The sequence below is a fragment of the Mesorhizobium silamurunense genome, from assembly GCF_014843825.1.
Classification (GTDB): domain Bacteria; phylum Pseudomonadota; class Alphaproteobacteria; order Rhizobiales; family Rhizobiaceae; genus Mesorhizobium; species Mesorhizobium silamurunense.
The window spans coordinates 24425-42414 of record NZ_JHQR01000154.1; the positions used below are offsets into that span (position 1 = coordinate 24425).

At 59.6% G+C, this 17990-nt stretch carries 17 protein-coding genes and 1 pseudogene; 7 read left to right on the forward strand and 11 right to left on the reverse strand.

Annotation, left to right across the window (positions count from 1 at the left end; all coding sequences use genetic code 11):
• Window positions 1–6 precede the first annotated feature (6 nt).
• From DH10_RS17520 to DH10_RS17545, 6 genes are all read left to right on the forward strand, one after another.
• Window positions 7–969 carry a carbohydrate ABC transporter permease gene (locus tag DH10_RS17520; RefSeq protein WP_425515347.1) on the forward strand — a complete coding sequence of 321 codons (963 nt, stop codon included), beginning with the start codon at window positions 7–9 and terminating at the stop codon, window positions 967–969.
• Window positions 966–1802 (forward strand): carbohydrate ABC transporter permease, encoded by an 837-nt coding sequence (locus tag DH10_RS17525; protein ID WP_192385115.1) that lies wholly within the window; start codon window positions 966–968, stop codon window positions 1800–1802. Before DH10_RS17520 ends, DH10_RS17525 begins: the two co-directional genes overlap by 4 nt.
• Window positions 1803–1816: 14 nt before the next feature.
• Complete coding sequence (locus DH10_RS17530; RefSeq protein ID WP_192385116.1) at window positions 1817–3085, forward strand: ABC transporter substrate-binding protein; 1269 nt, start codon at window positions 1817–1819, stop codon at window positions 3083–3085.
• The gene (locus tag DH10_RS17535) at window positions 3082–3849 is read left to right on the forward strand and encodes a glycerophosphodiester phosphodiesterase (RefSeq protein WP_192385117.1); all 768 of its coding nucleotides are present in this window, start codon (window positions 3082–3084) and stop codon (window positions 3847–3849) included. Before DH10_RS17530 ends, DH10_RS17535 begins: the two co-directional genes overlap by 4 nt.
• 119 nt (window positions 3850–3968) lie before the next feature.
• Window positions 3969–5006 carry an aminotransferase-like domain-containing protein gene (locus DH10_RS17540; RefSeq protein WP_246811586.1) on the forward strand — a complete coding sequence of 346 codons (1038 nt, stop codon included), beginning with the start codon at window positions 3969–3971 and terminating at the stop codon, window positions 5004–5006.
• A complete protein-coding gene (locus DH10_RS17545; protein ID WP_192385119.1) occupies window positions 5003–6364 on the forward strand; it encodes a metallophosphoesterase in 1362 nt (453 codons plus the stop codon). The genes DH10_RS17540 and DH10_RS17545 overlap by 4 nt, the downstream gene beginning before the upstream one ends.
• Here DH10_RS17545 and DH10_RS17550 read toward each other — a convergent pair.
• Genes DH10_RS17550 through aepX form a run of 7 tightly spaced genes read right to left on the reverse strand, consistent with a single transcriptional unit; the run spans window position 6312 to window position 13029 of the window.
• Entirely contained in the window at window positions 6312–7394 is a 1083-nt protein-coding gene (locus DH10_RS17550) for an AbrB family transcriptional regulator (protein WP_192385120.1), read from the reverse strand. The two genes, DH10_RS17545 and DH10_RS17550, sit on opposite strands and share 53 nt — an antisense overlap.
• Window positions 7395–7434: 40 nt before the next feature.
• Window positions 7435–8553: an aminotransferase class I/II-fold pyridoxal phosphate-dependent enzyme gene (locus tag DH10_RS17555; protein ID WP_192385121.1), complete on the reverse strand. Its 1119-nt coding sequence runs from the start codon at window positions 8551–8553 to the stop codon at window positions 7435–7437.
• Between the two features lie 39 nt (window positions 8554–8592).
• Entirely contained in the window at window positions 8593–9372 is a 780-nt protein-coding gene (locus DH10_RS17560; RefSeq protein WP_192385122.1) for a class I SAM-dependent methyltransferase, read from the reverse strand.
• Between the two features lie 30 nt (window positions 9373–9402).
• Window positions 9403–10014 carry a CDP-alcohol phosphatidyltransferase family protein gene (locus tag DH10_RS17565; RefSeq protein WP_192385123.1) on the reverse strand — a complete coding sequence of 204 codons (612 nt, stop codon included), beginning with the start codon at window positions 10012–10014 and terminating at the stop codon, window positions 9403–9405.
• 24 nt (window positions 10015–10038) lie between these two features.
• Window positions 10039–10818, reverse strand: a complete 780-nt coding sequence (locus tag DH10_RS17570; protein WP_192385124.1) for a phosphocholine cytidylyltransferase family protein — start codon at window positions 10816–10818, stop codon at window positions 10039–10041.
• Window positions 10819–10856: 38 nt separating this feature from the next.
• Window positions 10857–12044 (reverse strand): pyridoxal phosphate-dependent aminotransferase, encoded by a 1188-nt coding sequence (locus DH10_RS17575; RefSeq protein ID WP_192385125.1) that lies wholly within the window; start codon window positions 12042–12044, stop codon window positions 10857–10859.
• 49 nt (window positions 12045–12093) lie between these two features.
• Window positions 12094–13029 (reverse strand): phosphoenolpyruvate mutase, encoded by a 936-nt coding sequence (gene aepX / locus DH10_RS17580; protein ID WP_192385126.1) that lies wholly within the window; start codon window positions 13027–13029, stop codon window positions 12094–12096.
• 352 nt (window positions 13030–13381) lie between these two features.
• Between aepX and DH10_RS17585 the strand changes: the two genes are divergently transcribed.
• The gene (locus DH10_RS17585; protein WP_192385127.1) at window positions 13382–14122 is read left to right on the forward strand and encodes a GntR family transcriptional regulator; all 741 of its coding nucleotides are present in this window, start codon (window positions 13382–13384) and stop codon (window positions 14120–14122) included.
• A 35-nt stretch (window positions 14123–14157) separates the two neighbouring features.
• Here the strand turns inward: DH10_RS17585 and DH10_RS17590 are convergent, their stop codons facing one another.
• The 4 genes and pseudogenes from DH10_RS17590 to DH10_RS37645 all read right to left on the reverse strand — a co-directional run.
• Entirely contained in the window at window positions 14158–14352 is a 195-nt protein-coding gene (locus DH10_RS17590) for a hypothetical protein (protein WP_192385128.1), read from the reverse strand.
• Window positions 14306–15223 carry a GntR family transcriptional regulator gene (locus DH10_RS17595; RefSeq protein ID WP_192385129.1) on the reverse strand — a complete coding sequence of 306 codons (918 nt, stop codon included), beginning with the start codon at window positions 15221–15223 and terminating at the stop codon, window positions 14306–14308. The genes DH10_RS17590 and DH10_RS17595 overlap by 47 nt, the downstream gene beginning before the upstream one ends.
• A 1148-nt stretch (window positions 15224–16371) precedes the next feature.
• A complete protein-coding gene (locus DH10_RS37035; protein ID WP_192385130.1) occupies window positions 16372–17814 on the reverse strand; it encodes a Kae1-like domain-containing protein in 1443 nt (480 codons plus the stop codon).
• 58 nt (window positions 17815–17872) lie between these two features.
• Window positions 17873–17959 (reverse strand): annotated as a pseudogene (locus DH10_RS37645) (hypothetical protein); the annotation flags it as partial.
• Between the last annotated feature and the right edge of the window lie 31 nt (window positions 17960–17990).

A 17990-nucleotide genomic window follows, 5' to 3' on the forward strand; every position in this document is an offset into this window, starting at 1 on the left:
AGCGTTATGTCGATCGCCACGAAACGCTTTAGGGCAAACCACAGGCCCGTGCAGCGCGACGCTCACGCCTTATCGACCTCGGACCTTCGGCGCCATCGCCTATCAGAAATCGGAGCCGCCTGGCTTCTCGCAGGGCCGACGCTGTTTTTCCTCATTGTGTTGTTCTTCTTGCCCGTTCTTGGCGTTTTCGTCATCGCGCTGACCGACTGGCAATTCGGCGCGAGTACCCTGTCATTCGTCGGCTTGGCCAATTTCGAGGAGGTCTTCTCGGACGAGGGCTTCCGGATTTCGCTGGTCAACACCGTTCTCTATGTGGCCATTGTCGTGCCCGGCACGATCCTTCTCGGCCTCGGGATCGCGCTGCTGATCGAAAGCGGCAAGTCCTTCCGCGCGTTCTACCGCGCCATCCATTTCTTGCCCTATATGGCAACGCTCACCGCCATGGCCATCGCCTGGGAAGCGCTGCTTCATCCCACCATCGGTCTCGTCAATCAGACGCTTGCCGCCATCGGCCTGCCAACTGCCAACTGGCTGCGCGACGAGAGCAGGGTTCTGCCGGTTCTGGGCGTCATCGGTATCTGGCAAAACCTAGGCTTTGCCATGGTGCTATTTCTCGCGGGGCTGAAGTCGATCCCGCAGGACCTGTATGATGCGGCAGACATCGACGGCGCCGATCTCTGGGTCGACCGGCTATGGACCGTCACCTTGCCGATGCTCGGCCCGGTCTTCATGTTCGTTTTCATCGTGGTTGCTCTCAAAGCCTTCGAGACTTTCGACACCGTTCAGGTCTTGACCCAAGGTGGGCCCGGCCATGCCTCGGAGATGCTGCTGTTCACGCTCTACCGCGAGAGTTTCCAGTATCTGCGCACGGGCTACGGCGCCGCGGTCGCCGTCGTATTCCTCTTCATCCTCGTCACACTGACGCTCGTCCAGGCCCGGGTCATGGATAGGAAGGTTCACTATCAATGAGCACTCATCGTTTCGCTCAGCCCTGCACCATTCTGCGGCACGCGGCATTGCTGTTCACAGGTGCGCTGATCCTCATTCCCTTCGCCTGGATGCTGTCGCTTTCGATCAACCCCCCGGGCGAGATCTTCCGCGCCTCCTTCTCATTTTGGCCCCAGCACTTCTATGGCATCGAGAATTACACCCAAGCAATAGCCAAAGCGCCGCTGCTCCGCTTCATGCTCAACGGCGTCATTGTCTGCACAGCAATTCTGGCGCTCCAGATCGCGGTCTGTGCCCCAGCGGCCTACGCACTGGCCAAACTTCACTTCCCGGCGCGAGACCTGCTCTTTGCGCTAGTGCTGATTGCCCTGCTCCTGCCGCACGAAGTGCTGTCCCTGCCGCTCTTCATCCTTGGCTATAAACTCGGCATTCTCAATACCTATGCGGCTCTGATCTTCCCATACGTCGTCTCGCCCTTCGGTATCTTCTTGATTCGGCAGTTTTTCAAGACCATCCCCGATGACGTTGTTCACGCCGCACGGCTCGACGGTCTTTCCGAGCTCGCGATCGTCTGGAAGATCATGGTGCCGATGGCGCTGCCGGCAATCATTGCCTTCGGCATCTTCTCGGTGGTCGGCCACTGGAATAGTCTGTTCTGGCCGCTGATTGCTGTCCGTGACCAGAGCCTGATGCCGCCGCCCCTTGGCATCATGGCCTTCAGGAATGAAGAGGCAGGCAATGATTACGGCCCGCTCATGGCCGCCGCGACCATCGTCGTTCTCCCGCTCATAATCGCCTTCCTCGCCGCTCAACGCTGGTTTGTCGAGGGGACGACTGGCGGAGCAATCAAATAACCAAGGGAAATACCATGAAGCGTCTCACTTCCGTCGTGACTTGTGCCTTTGTACTTCTCGGCTGCACAATAGGAGTTTCGTATGCTCAAGATGCGACGCTCCGCATCGCTGCCGCGCCTTCGATCCACCAAGGAATATACGAAAAGATCGCTAAAGAATTTCAGACGCTGCATCCGGAGATCAAGGTCGAACTGATTCCGGCGGTCCGCGAGGATGAAGAACTCCTCCAGAATACGATGCGCGCAGCCATTACCGGCACTCTCCCGGACGTGCTCTTCATCAGTCCCAATGTTATGCGACCGCTGATCGACCGCAAGATTGCGACGGACCTGGCCAGGATCGGGGCCTCGGATCAGGCTCTTGGCAGCCTAGGTTTGATCAGCGGGGCTACGGGCGTAGGAATGGTCGAGGGAAAGCTTTATGGGCTGCCGTTCGGCGTATCTGTTCCGGTGATCGCCTACAACGCCGATCTGGTGACAAAAGCCGGGGGGGACCCAGATCATTTCCCAACTACTTGGTCTGACACGGTTGCCTTGATAAACAAGATCGCGGCGCTAGAAGGCAGCCTTGGCGGCTTCTTGGAATATGACAATACCGGCAACTGGACATACAAAGCACTGGTAGCAACTCTTGGCGGCCGCATGATGACCGCCGACGGTCGGCAGGTCATGTTTGACAACGCGGCAGGTCGAGAAGCTTTCCAGATTCTCGAAGCTTTTGGCCGAGCGGGTCAGGCTAAAGCCGACATGACTCGTGATCAGGCGCGCCAAGCTTTTGCTGCAGGGACGATCGGGCTTCTGGTTACTTCAAGCGGCGCCCTTCCCAAACTTGAAAAGCAAGCAGCTGGCAGATTTGACCTTCGAGCCGCACCTCTCCCGCTCGTGGACTCGGTTGGCCGCATACCAGCGGCCGGAACAATTCTTATGATTACTTCCAAGAACGAACAGTCAAAAGCCCTTGCGTGGGATTTTGTCAAATTCGCTGTTGGGACTGACGCGCAAACCATTATGGGGAGAGAAACGGGATTGCTGGCGGTTAACCAGGCAGCACTGGACGACCCGAACCGCTTGGGGAAGCAAATGCAGGATCGGCCCAATCAAAAGGCCGCCATCTCGGAACTGTCTCACCTCACTGAATGGTATGCCTTTCCAGGTGAGAATTCGATGAAGATCACGGACGTCATCAAGAATTATCTTCAGGCCGTTCTGACGTTGCGGCGGCAGCCTGACGAGGCCCTGGCCGCGATGAAGAAGGATGTCGAAAAGCTGCTAGGGTTGGAATGATTGATATTCAGAATCTTTGGCGACGGCCTGCGGCCCGGCGACGGCTGCGTCCGCTGATCATCGCCCATCGGGGAGCGTCCGCCCAAGCTCCCGAGAACACAATTGCTGCGTTCAACGCGGCAATCGCTTCGCAAGCCGATGCCTTCGAAACGGACGTAATCCTGACACGAGATCGAATCGCTATTTGCCACCACGATCTGACTTGTCGGACTACGAGCGAGGATGTTCTTCACTACACACGTGACCTTGATTGTCACGATCTTGTTCTCTTATTGCCGTACGTTCCGACGCTAGCTCAAGCCTGCCGAATAGCCTTGCCGATCTTTCTCGACATCAAGGAGGCGGAGGCCGCCGACATTTTCAATATCCTGGCCTTGCCGGAGATTTCTGCGGCCCCACATCGCTTTCTTGTCGGTGTACATTCCGTCTCGACGGCGGAGGCAATAGCGGACCGACATCCCGGAATTGCCCAAGTTTCTCTAATTGCGACGAGAGACGAAAATGAGGTGTTCACCAGAACGCTGCCAGGGCAATGGGTCCGCCTACGTCACGCCGATGCCAGCCAACATGCCATATCGCGCATGAAAGATGCTCGTATGCAGGTGATGATAACCTGTGGCGGCGGGAAAAGACCTGTTGGGGACGCCGTCCCGTCAGAAATCGCCGAACTTGCTGCGGCCGGAGTCGACGCTCTGATCGTCAACGACCCCGAACTCGCGCATCGGGTTTTTCAACAGCGGTCGGCAATGACTGGGCCGCAATGAGAGATAACGTCTTGACCAACGCGACGCTTCAGGTCGGCTCGATATCACAGTCGCCAGCAGCGATGCATCCCATTGATCTCTCCAGGTCGATTCCTCCCATGCCTCCGCTCTTTACCCCAATGCTCCAACGAACGTTGGCGAGACTCGCAGCGCGAGACGATATTGGCGTTCTTTCGCGGAATAGTCTTGCCGGCGGCACGGCAGTCGATCGCGCGGCGGCCAGACTGTGGCTTCGATCGCGATTGCAGGAACCACCGGATAATCGCTTGATCGTCACCAATGGAACACAGGGCGCACTCCTGTTGCTGTTCGAAGCACTGGTTGGCCAGGGCGGTCTCCTCGCAGCTGAAGCGTTATCCTACGGCGTCTTGCCCCAATTAGCGGCAAGAGCGCATATCCGGGTCTGCAGTCTTGATTTGGATGCTGATGGTATTGAGCCATCCTCATTCGAGTTAACCTGCAAGACGCACCGACCTCGCGCCTTGTATTGCAATCCGACGGTTCACAATCCGACAGCGATCATGATGCCCGCGGAACGCAGAAAGACGATCGCCGAGATTGCCAGACGGCACGCCGTCACGATCATTGAAGACGAACCCCTTGGTTGCCTTCATCCGGAGGCCCCGCCGCCAATGGCCATGATCGCACCGGACATCACCTGGTACATCGCCGGGCTGACGAAGGGGTTGGCACACGGCTTCCGGGTCGCTTACGTCGTTGGACCAACGGCGGTTGAAACGCAGGCGGTCGCCACCGGTGCAAACCGTTTGTCGTATTGGTTTCCTTCGCCGGTCTCCACCGCGATCGTCAACGATTGGATCGTCTCCGGCGTCGCCGATCGCGTCCGCAATGCGATCTCTGCCGAAGCGGCGTGCCGTCAACAATTAGCGGAAGAGATCCTTGGCGACCACGGTCTAGCCACGCAACCGGGCGGCTTGCACGCCTGGCTGAGCCTACCACCCGGCATCGATCGCCGCACCTTTGCGCAAGAGCTGGCCCGAGATCGCGTTTTGGTCCGCCCTTCGGACGCCTTCGCGATCGAACCGGAAAGGAACCACGCCAATGCGATCCGCATCTCGCTGAGCGGCCCTCTAGACCGCGAGGAGGTCGAAAGGGGACTTCGGATCATTGCAAGCGCCCTCGAATGCCGTGCATGACCAAGCTTCGTATCGTAGTAACCCATGATTTTTTCGGGAGCTTTGCGCCGCTCAAGACGACGCACGGACTTTTGGGCGGGGGAGCGCGTCTCCGATCGATGATCGATGAGATGCGCGGCCAAGGCCCAACCGTCTGGATTGACACCGGCGATCTCGTTCAAGGCGGCCCCTTGACTTTACCGACCAGAGGCAAAGGAGGCATTATTGCAGCGTCCGAACTAGGTGTCGACGTCTCGATTGCGGGCAATCACGAATTGGACTTCGGCATCCCGTTTTTCCTCGAAAGCCTAGAGACGTTTCCGTTTCCCGTCCTGGGCGCCAATGCCGGTCTGAGCCTCGATGCAACAACCATCATTGCCACTCCAGTTGGTGATGTCGGCGTGGTGGGCCTGACACACCATGACCTCGCCTCGATGCGATCATGGAGCATGACGCCCGATCGCGAAATGCCTTGCCAGAGCCAGCACGACAGGGCCATCGACGTCGTCGCGTTGGCGAATGAATTGCGACGCCAGGGAGCATCCATAGTTGTGGCCGCTCTCCATGATGGAGTTGACTGGCATTTCGACATTGATCGACGATGGAATGTTTCTGCGGAGAGGCTGGTGCGGATATGTTCACCATGGGCCGGGGCTGTAGATGTCATCTTGTGTGGCCATACTCTCGGCCGATTCAGCGGAACGATTGCTGCCACGCCCGTCATCCAGCCGTGGCCGCTTGGCTGCGAAATCGGGATTGTCGAGATCGGCTATGATTACCGGACGCAATCGTCGTTTCAATTGGTTGAAAGCCAGGGACCTCTGCCATGGAAATGGAGCGGCTATGGAGCCGACATAATTGACACTGCTGAAGGCAATGTACTCGGCTATCTCGCGGAACCGCTATATTCTGCGGCCAACGGCCAGTCTTCTCTCGCGTGCTTCTTGGCGCATGCGATCTCGGAGATTAGCGATGCCGATGCTGCGGTGGTATATTCAACCTACAGCCAACCGGTGATGGACGGCCACTTCGCTTTCCTCGAGCACGGATATGTCACAGAGCTCGATATCCTTCAGCTGGTCCCCTACAGCGACTTTGGGATCGTGGAAACAGAGATCAACGACAGGGAATGGATCCGCATCAGCGAGTTGTTCGGTCCGCGGCCACAAAGCCGTTCCACGATCTGGTCAGCGGTTAGAAAGCGTCAGCGAAATAATGGCGTATTCACACTGGCGACGATTGGCGGAGCTGCAACCGCTGTCCTTTCCGGAATCATCGGCCGTGATCTCCTATGGCAACGGCGAGGGCCGTGCCTTCTTGACGGGCTTACGGCTGTTCTGCACGCGCCCGCACGATCCGTTCATGGATGTCTGCCGTGATCGGCAGAAAGAGGCTGAGCAACACGAAGCGCGCGACTTGATGAACAGCGACATAAAGCGAGTCGGCCCCGAGAAGAATCGACGTGGCGATCAACGCATCCAATCCGCCGGGAGCATAGGCGATGAGGACTTGCTGCCACGGCAGCTTGCCGATGGATGTCATGACCAGGCTGCCCAGGATACCGATGAAGGTAGCAACTAGGAGAGACACGAGCGACGGCGCCAGTAGTCTGGCAATATCTCGCAAGTGCATGCCGGAAAAACGCGCCCCGATACCGGCCGAGATGATGATGCAGGCAGGTATTACTAGGGTGTCCGGCGAAGCATCAACGAACCATCCGCTTGCCCGACAAAATGCCGCCCCGACGATCCCACCGATCAACATGCTAGCTGGACCTTTCATCCCTTTGATGACTAGGCCGAGGCCAAAACAAATCCCGAACACGAGTGCGGTCGGCCAAAGGGTGGATGTCGAAGGAAGTGCCTGAATCGATGTCGGCCGGCCTAGTCCGACCGGTAGCAGAATCATGACGGCGAAGACTCTCATAAGTTGGACGATCGCGACTTTTACTACATCAGCACGTGTTTGGGCGGCCATCGAAAGAGCTATACCGACGGCGCCGGGAGAGGATGCCCAGAATGCTGTGGCCACATCCCAGCAGAAGATCCGGCGCAATGCATAGAAGGAACTGATGAGCATCAAGGCGACGGTAACCACCATCGCCACCAAACTGAGTGGCCATGTAGCCGCCATCTCCAACTCTCTAACGCCGATACGCGATCCGACCGATATTCCAAGTGCGGTCGTAGAAGCATTCGTCAGCCATTTGGACGGGTTTGGAAATGGGTGCGCCAACGCGACCACCGCGGCAGCGCATATTCCCCCGGTCAGCCATGGTGCAGCCAATCCGGCCAGACTGGCGGCGATGCCGCCCGCCGCGGCGACAGCAAGACCAATGCACCACGAACCATCTTTGCGCCCGCCGGCCGACGCATCCATCAGGGATCGGTCGCGCTTCCACTGGCTCATCGTACCCTCGAATAGCAGCGCTGTATAAACGGAGAATAGGTCATGATCGCAAAAGGGACTTCAGACGTTCGAGCCCAAGTTCAAGGTGCTCATCCGTTTCTGGTGTGGTGAGTGCGACCCGCACGGCCGCCGGCTTCGGAGGACCGTCGCTGCCGTCGATTGCGAACATATCGGCTGGTCGGATCAAGAGGCCCTGCTCGGCCGCGGTGGCGACGAAATCGACGGCGGAGCGGGGAGAAGGAACCGGCAGCCAAATGTGGAGAGCGCCCGACTGCGAATAGAAAGGGACATCGCGCAAGATCCGCCTTGCGATGTCTTGGCAATGCAGAGCTCGTCCAGCGATGGCAGCGGCGATGTCTTCAATCGCTTTTTCTACAATTAGTCTCGTCGCAATGTCTGCTGAGAGGGCGGATGGAAACCAGAACGAATGGCTTGCGGCCGATTGCACCAGCGTTTCAGCCGCATTCGCGGACGGCGCCACCATGTAGGCCACCTTCAAACCCAGAGATACGCACTTAGACAAGCTTTGGATATACCAGACGACATCCGGCCCAAGCGCTGCCAAGGCGAGCGGCGCCGCCGCATGCAGTGGACCAAGGACATCGTCTTCGATGACGAGGAGATCGAATCGTCTTGCCAGTTCGATAACGGCCTGACGGCGCTCCGATCCCATTATTGCCGTGGTTGGGTTATGCAGCGTCGGATTGCAAAAGAGCGCTTTGGGGCGATGGCGCTCACAAGCCGCTTCGAGCGCCTCGGGCAGCAACCCCTCCTCATCAATCGCAACCGGCTGGAGAATGACGCCGAAGCGCTGTGCTAGGGGGCGCAAAACCGGGTAGGTGAGCGCTTCCGCAAGAAGAATCTCCCCTGCCCCGACCAACTGATAGAACAGCAGGCCGAGAAGACTTTGGGTCCCATTGGCGAGGATGATGCGTCCTCTTTCCGGCGCCTGCCCTAGACGTAGCGCCAGCCAGAGCGCCGCAGCCTCTTGATCGGCCTCCGTGCCGGCGAAGCGGTTGCGTCGCATTGAGCGCGCCAGGGAGCCGGATGCTGCAAGCATCCCCATGGCCTCCACCAAAGCGGTCTCAAGTTTCGGAGGAGCGGGCGCAATGGCACGGGAGAGATCAATCGTCCCGCGCGGCACAGCGGAGTATGACATCGTCGACCTCTTTGAATTTGCCGTTGGTCAGCGAAGGCACTATTGGGCCTGGAGCGTCCATGCACGAGTCAGCCACATGGTTTCGATGGCTGGTTGGTCGGGGATCATCCGCTCGGTTTCTTTGATGATGCGTCGCCACATGTCGGCAGAGACCTGACTGGGAACATCGTGTCCGGCTTTCCAAGTCGCGAGAAACCTATCCGGTGTAAAAATCCGTTTGTGACTAGCCTCGGCGTAGAGGACTTCTAAGAAGCGTTCGCCGGTGTCCAAGTTATCCATGATTTCGGCCACGGAAATCCCGGTCCGTTTGAGGCTTCCGGCGAGACGCTTGACCATCTCTTCAATGGAGCACTGCAAAGGGTCCTTCCGGAAATGCCGGACGTTCCAGATGAGTGTGAGAAAGCCGCCGGGCACGAGAATTCGATGAGCTTCGGCAAACATGGCGAGGGGGTCAACGAACTGATAGGCGTTGCCAAGTAACACCCAGTTCACCGAAGCGGGCGGCAAATTAGATTGCTCAGCCGTTCCTTCTACCCATTCAAATCGCAGGTCGTTGGGTGCGAGTTTACGGGCCACCGCGCGCATATCCCTGTTCGGCTCGACGGCGAAGCCACCGATTTCCGCTTCCTTGAATGATCGCAGCAGGTTTCCGGTCCCGGCACCGAGTTCGGCTAGTCGAATGGGGCCAAACCGTTCAGTAACAGTTCTCGCTAACGCAGACAGCACTACGTCCGAATAGGGCGGTCTCTGGCCGTATTCAGACGCATTGGGAGAAAAATCCCCCCATTTGACGGCCGGTTGAAGTGCGGTTCTGTTCATGGAGAAACTCCTATGATGGAATGCTTTTGCCTAGGTCCAAATCAGTACGCGCCCAGCGAGGAAGGCTGAGGCCGTGGTGCCGAAGGCGACAATGACCAAATACATGGCCCGCCCGGGTGCGGGGACGCGCAGTGGGCTGACATGCAGGCAGCCGAGCAGAAGAAACGATGCTGTTACGATAGGAACGAAGATGCCGTCTGGAATCCATGGACGAAGAATAAGAAGCGTCGCTAGAAGCGGTCCGTCGTAAGACAGCGGGACACCCGTGAAATATCCAGTCGTCAAACCGAAATTGCTAAAATAACTGAGCCGGAGTGCGCCGGCGACGAGAAGGACGATTCCGACGATGATCGAGGTCAGTTCGCCCCCTCCGAGGCTCATGACTACGGCGGCGGGTATAACGCTGCCGTAGATGAGGTCGCTGAAGCCGTCGAGACTCTTGCCGATTTTCGCTGCTTCGGGACTTCTATTCTTTGTGCGCCCAGCGATGACGCCGTCAAGCTGATCAGCTAACATCGACCAAAGCGAGATTGCGACTGCCAGTTCTGGCTGCCCCACGAGTAACTCGCGCAAGGCCAAGCCAGAGAAAATAATTCCGCTTGTGGTAATGGCGTTGGCGGGATCAACGAGGTAGCGAAGCATCTTTCATTCCCCAGGGTTTAGTCGTCAGCAGGCAATCTCGCGCGCGGTCGTGAACATCGCCTCCGCGATGCGCAGGTCGGTTTCATTGTCGATCTCGTACCATTTGAGGCTGTCGCACCTGGCGGCCGCGATCTGGAGCCCTTTTAGCCGGACGAGGTCCGACAGGAGCTCCTCGACGTAGGACTTGATGGCTCCGGCGCGGATGATGTCATTGAGATGCGGAACGATCGTCCGGCCCAGGGCTTCGCCAGAGAAGCGGATTAGGTTCATGGTCTTGAACAGTGGCGGCGAACCATCAGTGAGGTTCGCCGCCGTTTGCTTCATACGTACCTCGGCGATGTAGCCGTTGTTGGTCAACACGACGGCCGAGCCCTCCATCGCCGGGCTGAACGGCGCGACTGCGGCGACGTTGTCGGCATCGCCCAAGCTCAGGCAGCGGAGGGCATCCAGTTCGAAGAAGACGTCCCCTTCGAGTAGATAGGTGTCGCCGCTGAGAAGCGCATCGCGCGCCAGCCAGAGCGAGTAGGCGCTGCCTGTCTTGTCAAAAACGTCGGACTCAACATAGTCGACATCGAGAGTTCCGAAGCGCCGGCCGCAGGAATACTGTATGGCGTCCTTGCGATAGCCGACGACGATTGTCACCTTCCGTACGCCCATTGCCTCGAGATGCTGCAGGGCATTATGCAGGATCGGTGTGCCGTTGACCTCGACCAAGGGTTTCGGACGCGCGTCGGTAATCGGACGCAAGCGTAAGCCGAACCCGGCGGCAAGAATGACGGCATTCCTCGGAGCAGTTGCGGTCATTGATCCAAACCCTATTTGTCCTTGTTTTGATGATTCCTTCAGTCCCAGGCATTGAGGACGCCGACTAGCCGACCGAGGCCTGCCTTGAGTTGCTCTGGCGGAATGCCATAGGAGAGTCTCAGTCCCATCGGATCGCCGAAGGCATTCCCCGAGACGCCCGCAACCCCGGCTTCCCTGAGTAGCGCGGCGACGATGTCGTCGGCGGTCTTGGCGTGACTGTCGCCGGGTGTCGGTCGCAGGAGGCTGGATAGATCAAGGTAAAAATAGAACCCGCCCTGAGCTTTCGGGACCTGAACGCGCTGCAACCCAGAGAGCACGGTGAGCCCGGTCTGCCGTGCCGTGGTCAATTGACCCCGCAGACCTGCCTCAAAGGCGCCATCGCCTTCATCGAGGTGGCGAAGCACGGCGTGCTGGGCGACGACATTCGGGTTCGACGTCGTATGCGATTGCAGCGCCTTGACAGCGGAGATCAGCTCCTTCGGCGCCGCAAGGTATCCGATGCGCCAGCCGGTAAGCGCCAGGCTCTTGGAGAAGGCGTTGACGATCACCGTCCAGGCCCGGACTTCCGGCACCAGCGACACGATCGGGTGGTGTTCATGCCCGTTATAAGTGAAGCTGCCGTAGCATTCGTCGAAAATGATCCAAAGTTTCCGCTCGATCGCCAGCCGGGCGATGGCCGCGAGGGTTGCTGCGTCGTAGACGGCACCGCTCGGATTGCCGGGAGTGTTGACGACGATGGCGCGGGTCAGTGGCGTGATAACGCGTTCGATGTCGTCAATTCGCGGAACGTAGCCGTTTCCACGCGTGTCGAGATGGACCGGCGTACCGCCGGCGATCTGGACCTGGGCCGGGAATGATGCCCAGTAGGGCGCAGGGATAATGACCTGGTCGCCGGGATTGATCAGCGTCATGACCACATTGAACAGGGCCTGCTTCGCGCCGCTCGTCACGGCGATCTCGTCGGCGCGCCAGCGTTGCCCGGTCTCAATCGACACCATCCGCGCCAGCGCCTCGCGCAACTCCATCATCCCGATTGTATCGGTGTAGCGATTGACGCCCTTGTTGATGGCGTCGATCGCGCCTTCGCGAATCGCGGGAGCAAGCTCGCTCCAAATCTCGCCGGCTGTCAGGTCGACGATCTCCTTGCCGGCATCGGCCGCTTTTGCGGCAGCCCGCGCCGCAGCGGTGCCCGACATTTCGAATAACCTTGTCCGTTGCGCGAGCATGTGCGCCCCACCGTTTTCGTTTTGCTTTTCAAAGGACGGGCCGAGCCTGCTACCGGACGCCGTTCTCCGTTTGCGGCAGATATCTCTTTTCGGCTGCGGAGAGCTCTTGGTATTTCAGCAGATCAAAGAGCTCATCGAGCGTCGCGACGTCGCTCTCGATCCCAGCGATGCTCTCTTCCCGGATGATACGATCGCAAACCTGGCGCATGGCCGAGATCGCCGCGCGCATGTTGTGGTTCGCCCAGACTACCGTAGAGATTCCGGCCTTGCGATATTCCGAGACGGGCGTACGGTAATATTTCGTGGGCACGATCACGACCGGAAGGCGGTTCTGCCAGGCGCGCGTGAAGGCGAAAATCTCCTCAGCATCGGACTTGCGGGAATGGATGAGGATGGCGTCGGCACCTGCCTCCGCGTAGGCGTGCGCCCGCACCAACGCCTCGTCCTGTCCATGGCCGGCGATGAGCGCCTCGATCCGGGCGACGAGCACGAACTCCGGATCCGGCACCTGGTCCTTCACGGCCTTGAGCCGGCCACAGAACTCCCCAACGTCAGCCAGCGGGTGCCGGTCGCCGACGAATGAGTTCATTTTCGGGAAAGCCTTGTCCTCGAGGCAGACACCGCTCGCACAGTGCTGGCGTAGCTTCCGGGCGACCAAGCGCGCATTGTTGAAATTCCCGAACCCGCTGTCCCCGTCCACGAGAATCGGAATGTCCGCCACGTTCGCCATACGCTCGACGACATCGACGACCTCAGACCAGGATGCTTCGCTCGCATCGCGATAACCGAGGCTCGACGAGATGGAGAGCCCGGAAGCCCACAATGCCTTAAACCCAGCGCGTTGCGCGATCGCTGCAGAAAGACCGTCATGGGCCTCCATTGCAAAGGCGAGGTCGCTGGAGGTGATCAGGCTGCGCAAGCTCTCGCGTGGGCTCTTGGCTGGAATAAAGTTATCGGTCGATTTCGCTAGGAGCGAACCATGCATCGCCATCTCTCCTCTGTAAATAGCCAGCATAGTATCGATCAGTTGTGCGTCAAGTCGAAAAACGCGCGTTAAAAGCAATTGGTTACGATCTAACGGTGGGTTCTGCGGCTTATTTTGAGGTTATTTTGAGCTACACATGGCAGACGAAACCATTTGACTTAAACATTATAATGCCGCCTCTATCAGTGCTTATATCGATTGTAATATCAACCATTATAATGGCCGCTACATCGTCGACTATAATGCTCTTCGGAGCGGCAGTGCCGCGCGTTCATATCGCTGACATGGCTGTGTGTGATGCTTCCCGCGCCGCCCTCTGGAAGGCAGCGGAACCTACAACTGTGCGGAGCGAATGTCGGAAAAAGAAGAGCAGACGGCCGGAGAGGTGACGGGGGCGGAAGGCCTGACGGGCGCGCTCTACCGACAGCTCAGGGATCGCATCGTCAGGCACCATATCCGGCCGGGCCAGCGGCTCGATCCGCGCAGGCTGGCGGATGATTTCAAAGTCAGCGCCGCGCCGGTGCGCGACGCGGTGAACCGCTTGACCGGCGAGGGGTTGGTCCAGCACGTGCCCTCGAAGGGTTACTTCGTCCGGCCCATCACCGTTGCCCGTCTGATCGAAGCTTATGAGATGATTTTTGTCATGCTGCGCCATGGTGTAGAGTTCAGCAGGGTGCCGTTCGACACTGAGGGCCTACAGCGTGTCCCTAAGATTGCGACTTTCGGTGACGAGGCCCCTGTCATGACCGATGAGGCCGCGAAGCAATACGGCTCGTTCGTCGAGATGCTGTTCGAGCGGATCGCTGCGATGGCAGGAACTGACATCGTCCGTTCTGTAATCCGCTACTATCTCGACCAAACACATTATGCGCGTGTTCACGACCTGTTGGACTCAGAGTACCTGGGTGTCGTTGTCGAGCAGATGACCAGGCTAATGACGAGCCTCACGGCTGGCGATCGCACGGCAGCGCTCGCGGTCATGGGCGAACTCCTCGACGAGAAGCTCAAGCGATTACCCAGCCTTGTGAACGAAATAGAACGCCAGGCATTGGAGCGTGACCCGCTCTTTCGGGCCCGTAGCGAGGAGGATTGAGTTCATCGCCAGTCATAGGGCCTGTATGGAACGCTTCAACGACGGTTGGCTATCCGGACGGGCAGCACGCGGTGCGCATCATGCGTCGCTTCAATGATTCCACCCAACCACGGGCCGAAGCGCAATCGCGCATATTTCGAAGCGCATCGGCGCATCGCCTTGTCGACGCGCTGCTCAAGCGCATCACCACAGCCGCCATGAAGGAACTCGACGCGCAGTTGACGCATCACGCTGACCGCCTCGCGGATCCCGCTCCGGAAGTCGGCAAAGGCTCTGGTTTTGGCTGACGGCAATAACCGCGTTGTGATGCGTCGACGCTTCGACGGAATATGGCAAATCCGCCCGATGCGTCGGTTCGGGATTCTCCAGATAGGACGACGTTTTGGCACTGAAGAGAACGCCTTCGATTGCGCCATCAGAGGCATTGTAGCGCCGACGAGCACTCGCGACCGTTTCAACATAATCGGGATAGCCTTGCAAAAGCCGGGCGCTTTCGTGCTCAACAATCTCGCTAATAGCCTGCGCCACGTCTACAATTCGTCGTCTCGCAAACTGCTCTGTGAGATGAACTAGCATTCGGGGGAGCCGCGCCGTAACCTGCGTGTCGTGCGACACGGCGCGCCGGAAGGCGAGGGTCTGATCCAGAATGCTCAGCAGGTGCCAGCGCGGCTGTCGGTGATAGCACACCGTCACCAGACGTCGCAGAAGAGACTCGATCCACCAAAACGCTTGGGCGAGCCTGGTTCCCTCGCTGATCCCGCGATTAATGCGTTCGGCCGCCATCTTCAGTTTGCCAATCGATGCCTCGTGACGCGCTAGAAACGACTCATCCAGTCCGGCGACGGCCACGGCCTTGCCGATGGCACACGCCTGAAGCACATCGGACTGCGACAACGTCTTCGCGTAGAAGCCCTTTTCGGGAACAAAGTCCATCAGGCCTTCATGCGAGACGCGAAACAGAGCTTCGCGCACCGGGACAGGACTGACGCCTAGAATTGTCGAGATCTTGCGAGCGCTTATCGGAACGCTGTCCGACAGTATGTTCAGCGTCACATAGTTCTTCACAAAGCGATACGCACGCCTCTGCGCATGTGGCGTCACGGGCTCCTCCTGAGTGGGCCGCGATTGGCGGTAAGGCCCTTGCGATTTTTGCTTGCGCCAACCGTCATGACGGCGATCGTCTCGGCAGATCGGCGCTTCGCGGCTCGGAATCGCACGTACTCCCGCGCATCAGTATGCCTTCCGACCATCCTGTCTCACCTCCACTCCCTCTACCCGAGCGGACACGTCTGTCATGGCTACCGCACGAAGCGCTTCACCACCAATCGCTCTGCGGGCCAAGCGGAGATCTGCCATTGCCACCCGCCGTGACAGAATCATCGAAGCAATGTGCGTGCCGGATGGCGCTCCGTTTGCGTTACACCGCTTCCCCACTAATCGGTGGCCCGGCCTTGGCGACCTTTGGGTCGGGCTTGCGACATTCTTGTCCCGTTTCTGACACAGGATGGTTTTGCCGATAGACACGCCCGGGGAGAACACATTGGAACCCGAGCATGTAAACGTCTCACCCGAGCCGAACGCGATCCTCACCGAATCCGGACCAGGGTGCTTGCTGAAGAGCGCGCGCATATGGTTGTTGCGACAGGCGTGTCTTCCGCGATAGCCGCGCACGCGCACGCAAGAACATGCTAGCGGCAGACGCTATGCGTCGCTGCAATGCCCGCGGGTGTGCGGCAGTGCATCGGCTCGATCTGTCCGGATCATTTTTCCCGAGCCGGTGCGGAAGCGCCGAATATCCGCACCATACAGCACCTTTGTTCAGTGTGGTGACCAAGCGGTTATAGCACGCGCCGGTCTTGGCGAAGACACGGGCAAGTGTCGTGCCCCGCTGAATGGTGTAGCTCGGCGGTGACGAGCCGCTCGCGAGCGCGCCCTCAACAGCGCTGAAGCGAGCGAGCGGCGTAGCGGCGGTCATCGATGTTCCCCGGGAAGGATTCGAAGGAACGACCGATGACCGACGGGGCGGTGACGAGCCGCTCGCGAGCGCGCCCTCAACAGCGCTGAAGCGAGCGAGCGGCGTAGCGGCGGTCATCGATGTTCCCCGGTAAGGATTCGAAGGAACGACCGATGACCGACCACCTGATGAATGAGGCGACGGCCCGGACGAATGCGGCAAGCTGGCCGCCGCTCGTCACAAAGCGCACCGCCTTATATGGACGATGCTGATATTTTTTCTTCAACGATTGGTCTCAATGCCAAAGGGCTAGGCCGATCGCTGCCTGGCCGAGCGCCAGACCGCCGTCGTTTGCGGGAACGCTTGCGTGCGCCAGCCCCTCCAATCCTGCAACTGTGAGCTCGGCGAGTACGCCTTTGAGCAGCAGCCAATTCTGGAAAGCGCCACCGGACAGTGCGACCGTGCCGACGCCGTTTTCCTTAGTGAGTCCGATGGCCCTCCGCGAGATGATCTCTATCAACGTCCTGTGGAAGCGCGCGGCAATCAGCCCGGTTTCGACGTCCGAAGCCTGATCGCGAAGAAGCGCTTCCCACAGACCTTTCCAAGAGATAGCCGGCCCCTTCGGCGAGGTTGCTGGCCAAGCCTTGGCCGCATCCATGAACGGGCTGGCGAGCGCCTCCATCTCCATGCCGGCTTGCCCCTCGTAGCTCTGGCGCTTGAAACAGATGCCGAGGACTGCCGCGCAGGCATCGAAAAGGCGCCCCGCCGAGGAAGCAAGCGGAGCATTGACGCCCCTCTCGATCATCCGGTCCAGCACGCCAAGCGGCTTTTCGGCCAAGGCGCGGACGAAGGGCCGATCGGCAGGAAGCTTGGTCAGGAAATCCGGACCGAAAGCCGCCCGCAGATGCGCATAGGCATTGCGCCACGGCTCGACGCTGGCCTTGTCGCCGCCGGGCATGGCGACCGGCTCGAAGGATGCCAGCCTCCGGAACCCTCGATAGCCGCCGAGCAGGAACTCGCCGCCCCAGATCGTGCCGTCATCGCCGTATCCGAGACCGTCGAGGATAATGCCGAGCACCGGCGGTGCGTCGATTGCGCGGCCGTGCTGGGCAAGGCACGAGGCGAGATGCGCGTGATGGTGCTGGACCTGCACAAACCTCGCCGCGGTCTCACGGGCAAGCTCCATGGCAAGCCGGGTCGAACGGTAGCCCGGATGCCGGTCGGCGACAATGAGGTCCGGCTTCGTGTCGAACAGGCTTCGATACAGCCCCAACGCCTGCCCCCACGCGTCCTGGTTCTTCAGCTCGTCGAGGTCGCCGAGATGCTGCGACAGCAGCGCCTTGCCGTCGCCCGCCAGGCAGAACGCGGCCTTTAGGTCGCCGCCCACAGCCAGCGCCCTGACCGGGCCATCGAAGCCCGCCGGCAGCGCCAGCGGCTCCGGCGCGAAACCACGCGCGCGACGCAACACCGAAATGCCGTGACCGTCGCAGCGCACCACGCTGTCGTCGAGCCGGTTGACAATCTCGCGGTCGTGCATCAGCCAGAAATCGGCGATCCCGGCAAGCTCCTGCCGCGCCTCGTCGTTGTCCGTACATTGCGGCTCGCCCGAGCGATTGCCGGAGGTCATCACCACCGGACCGTCCAGCGCTCGCAGCAAGAGATGGTGCAGCGGCGTGAAGGGCAGCATGAAACCGAGCCGCTCGTGCTCCGGCGCCACGCCCGCCGCTGCAGCTGTCACAGCGCTTCACCAGCACGATCGGCGCCGCTCGGGCGGCAAGTGCGGCGCGCTCCTCGCCTGACAGCTCCGCGAATTCGGCAAGCTGCTCCAAGTCGCGCGCCATCAGTGCGAACGGCTTGCCGTCGCGTTTCTTGCGGGCGCGCATCTGCGCCACCGCCGCTTCGTCCGTCGCGTCG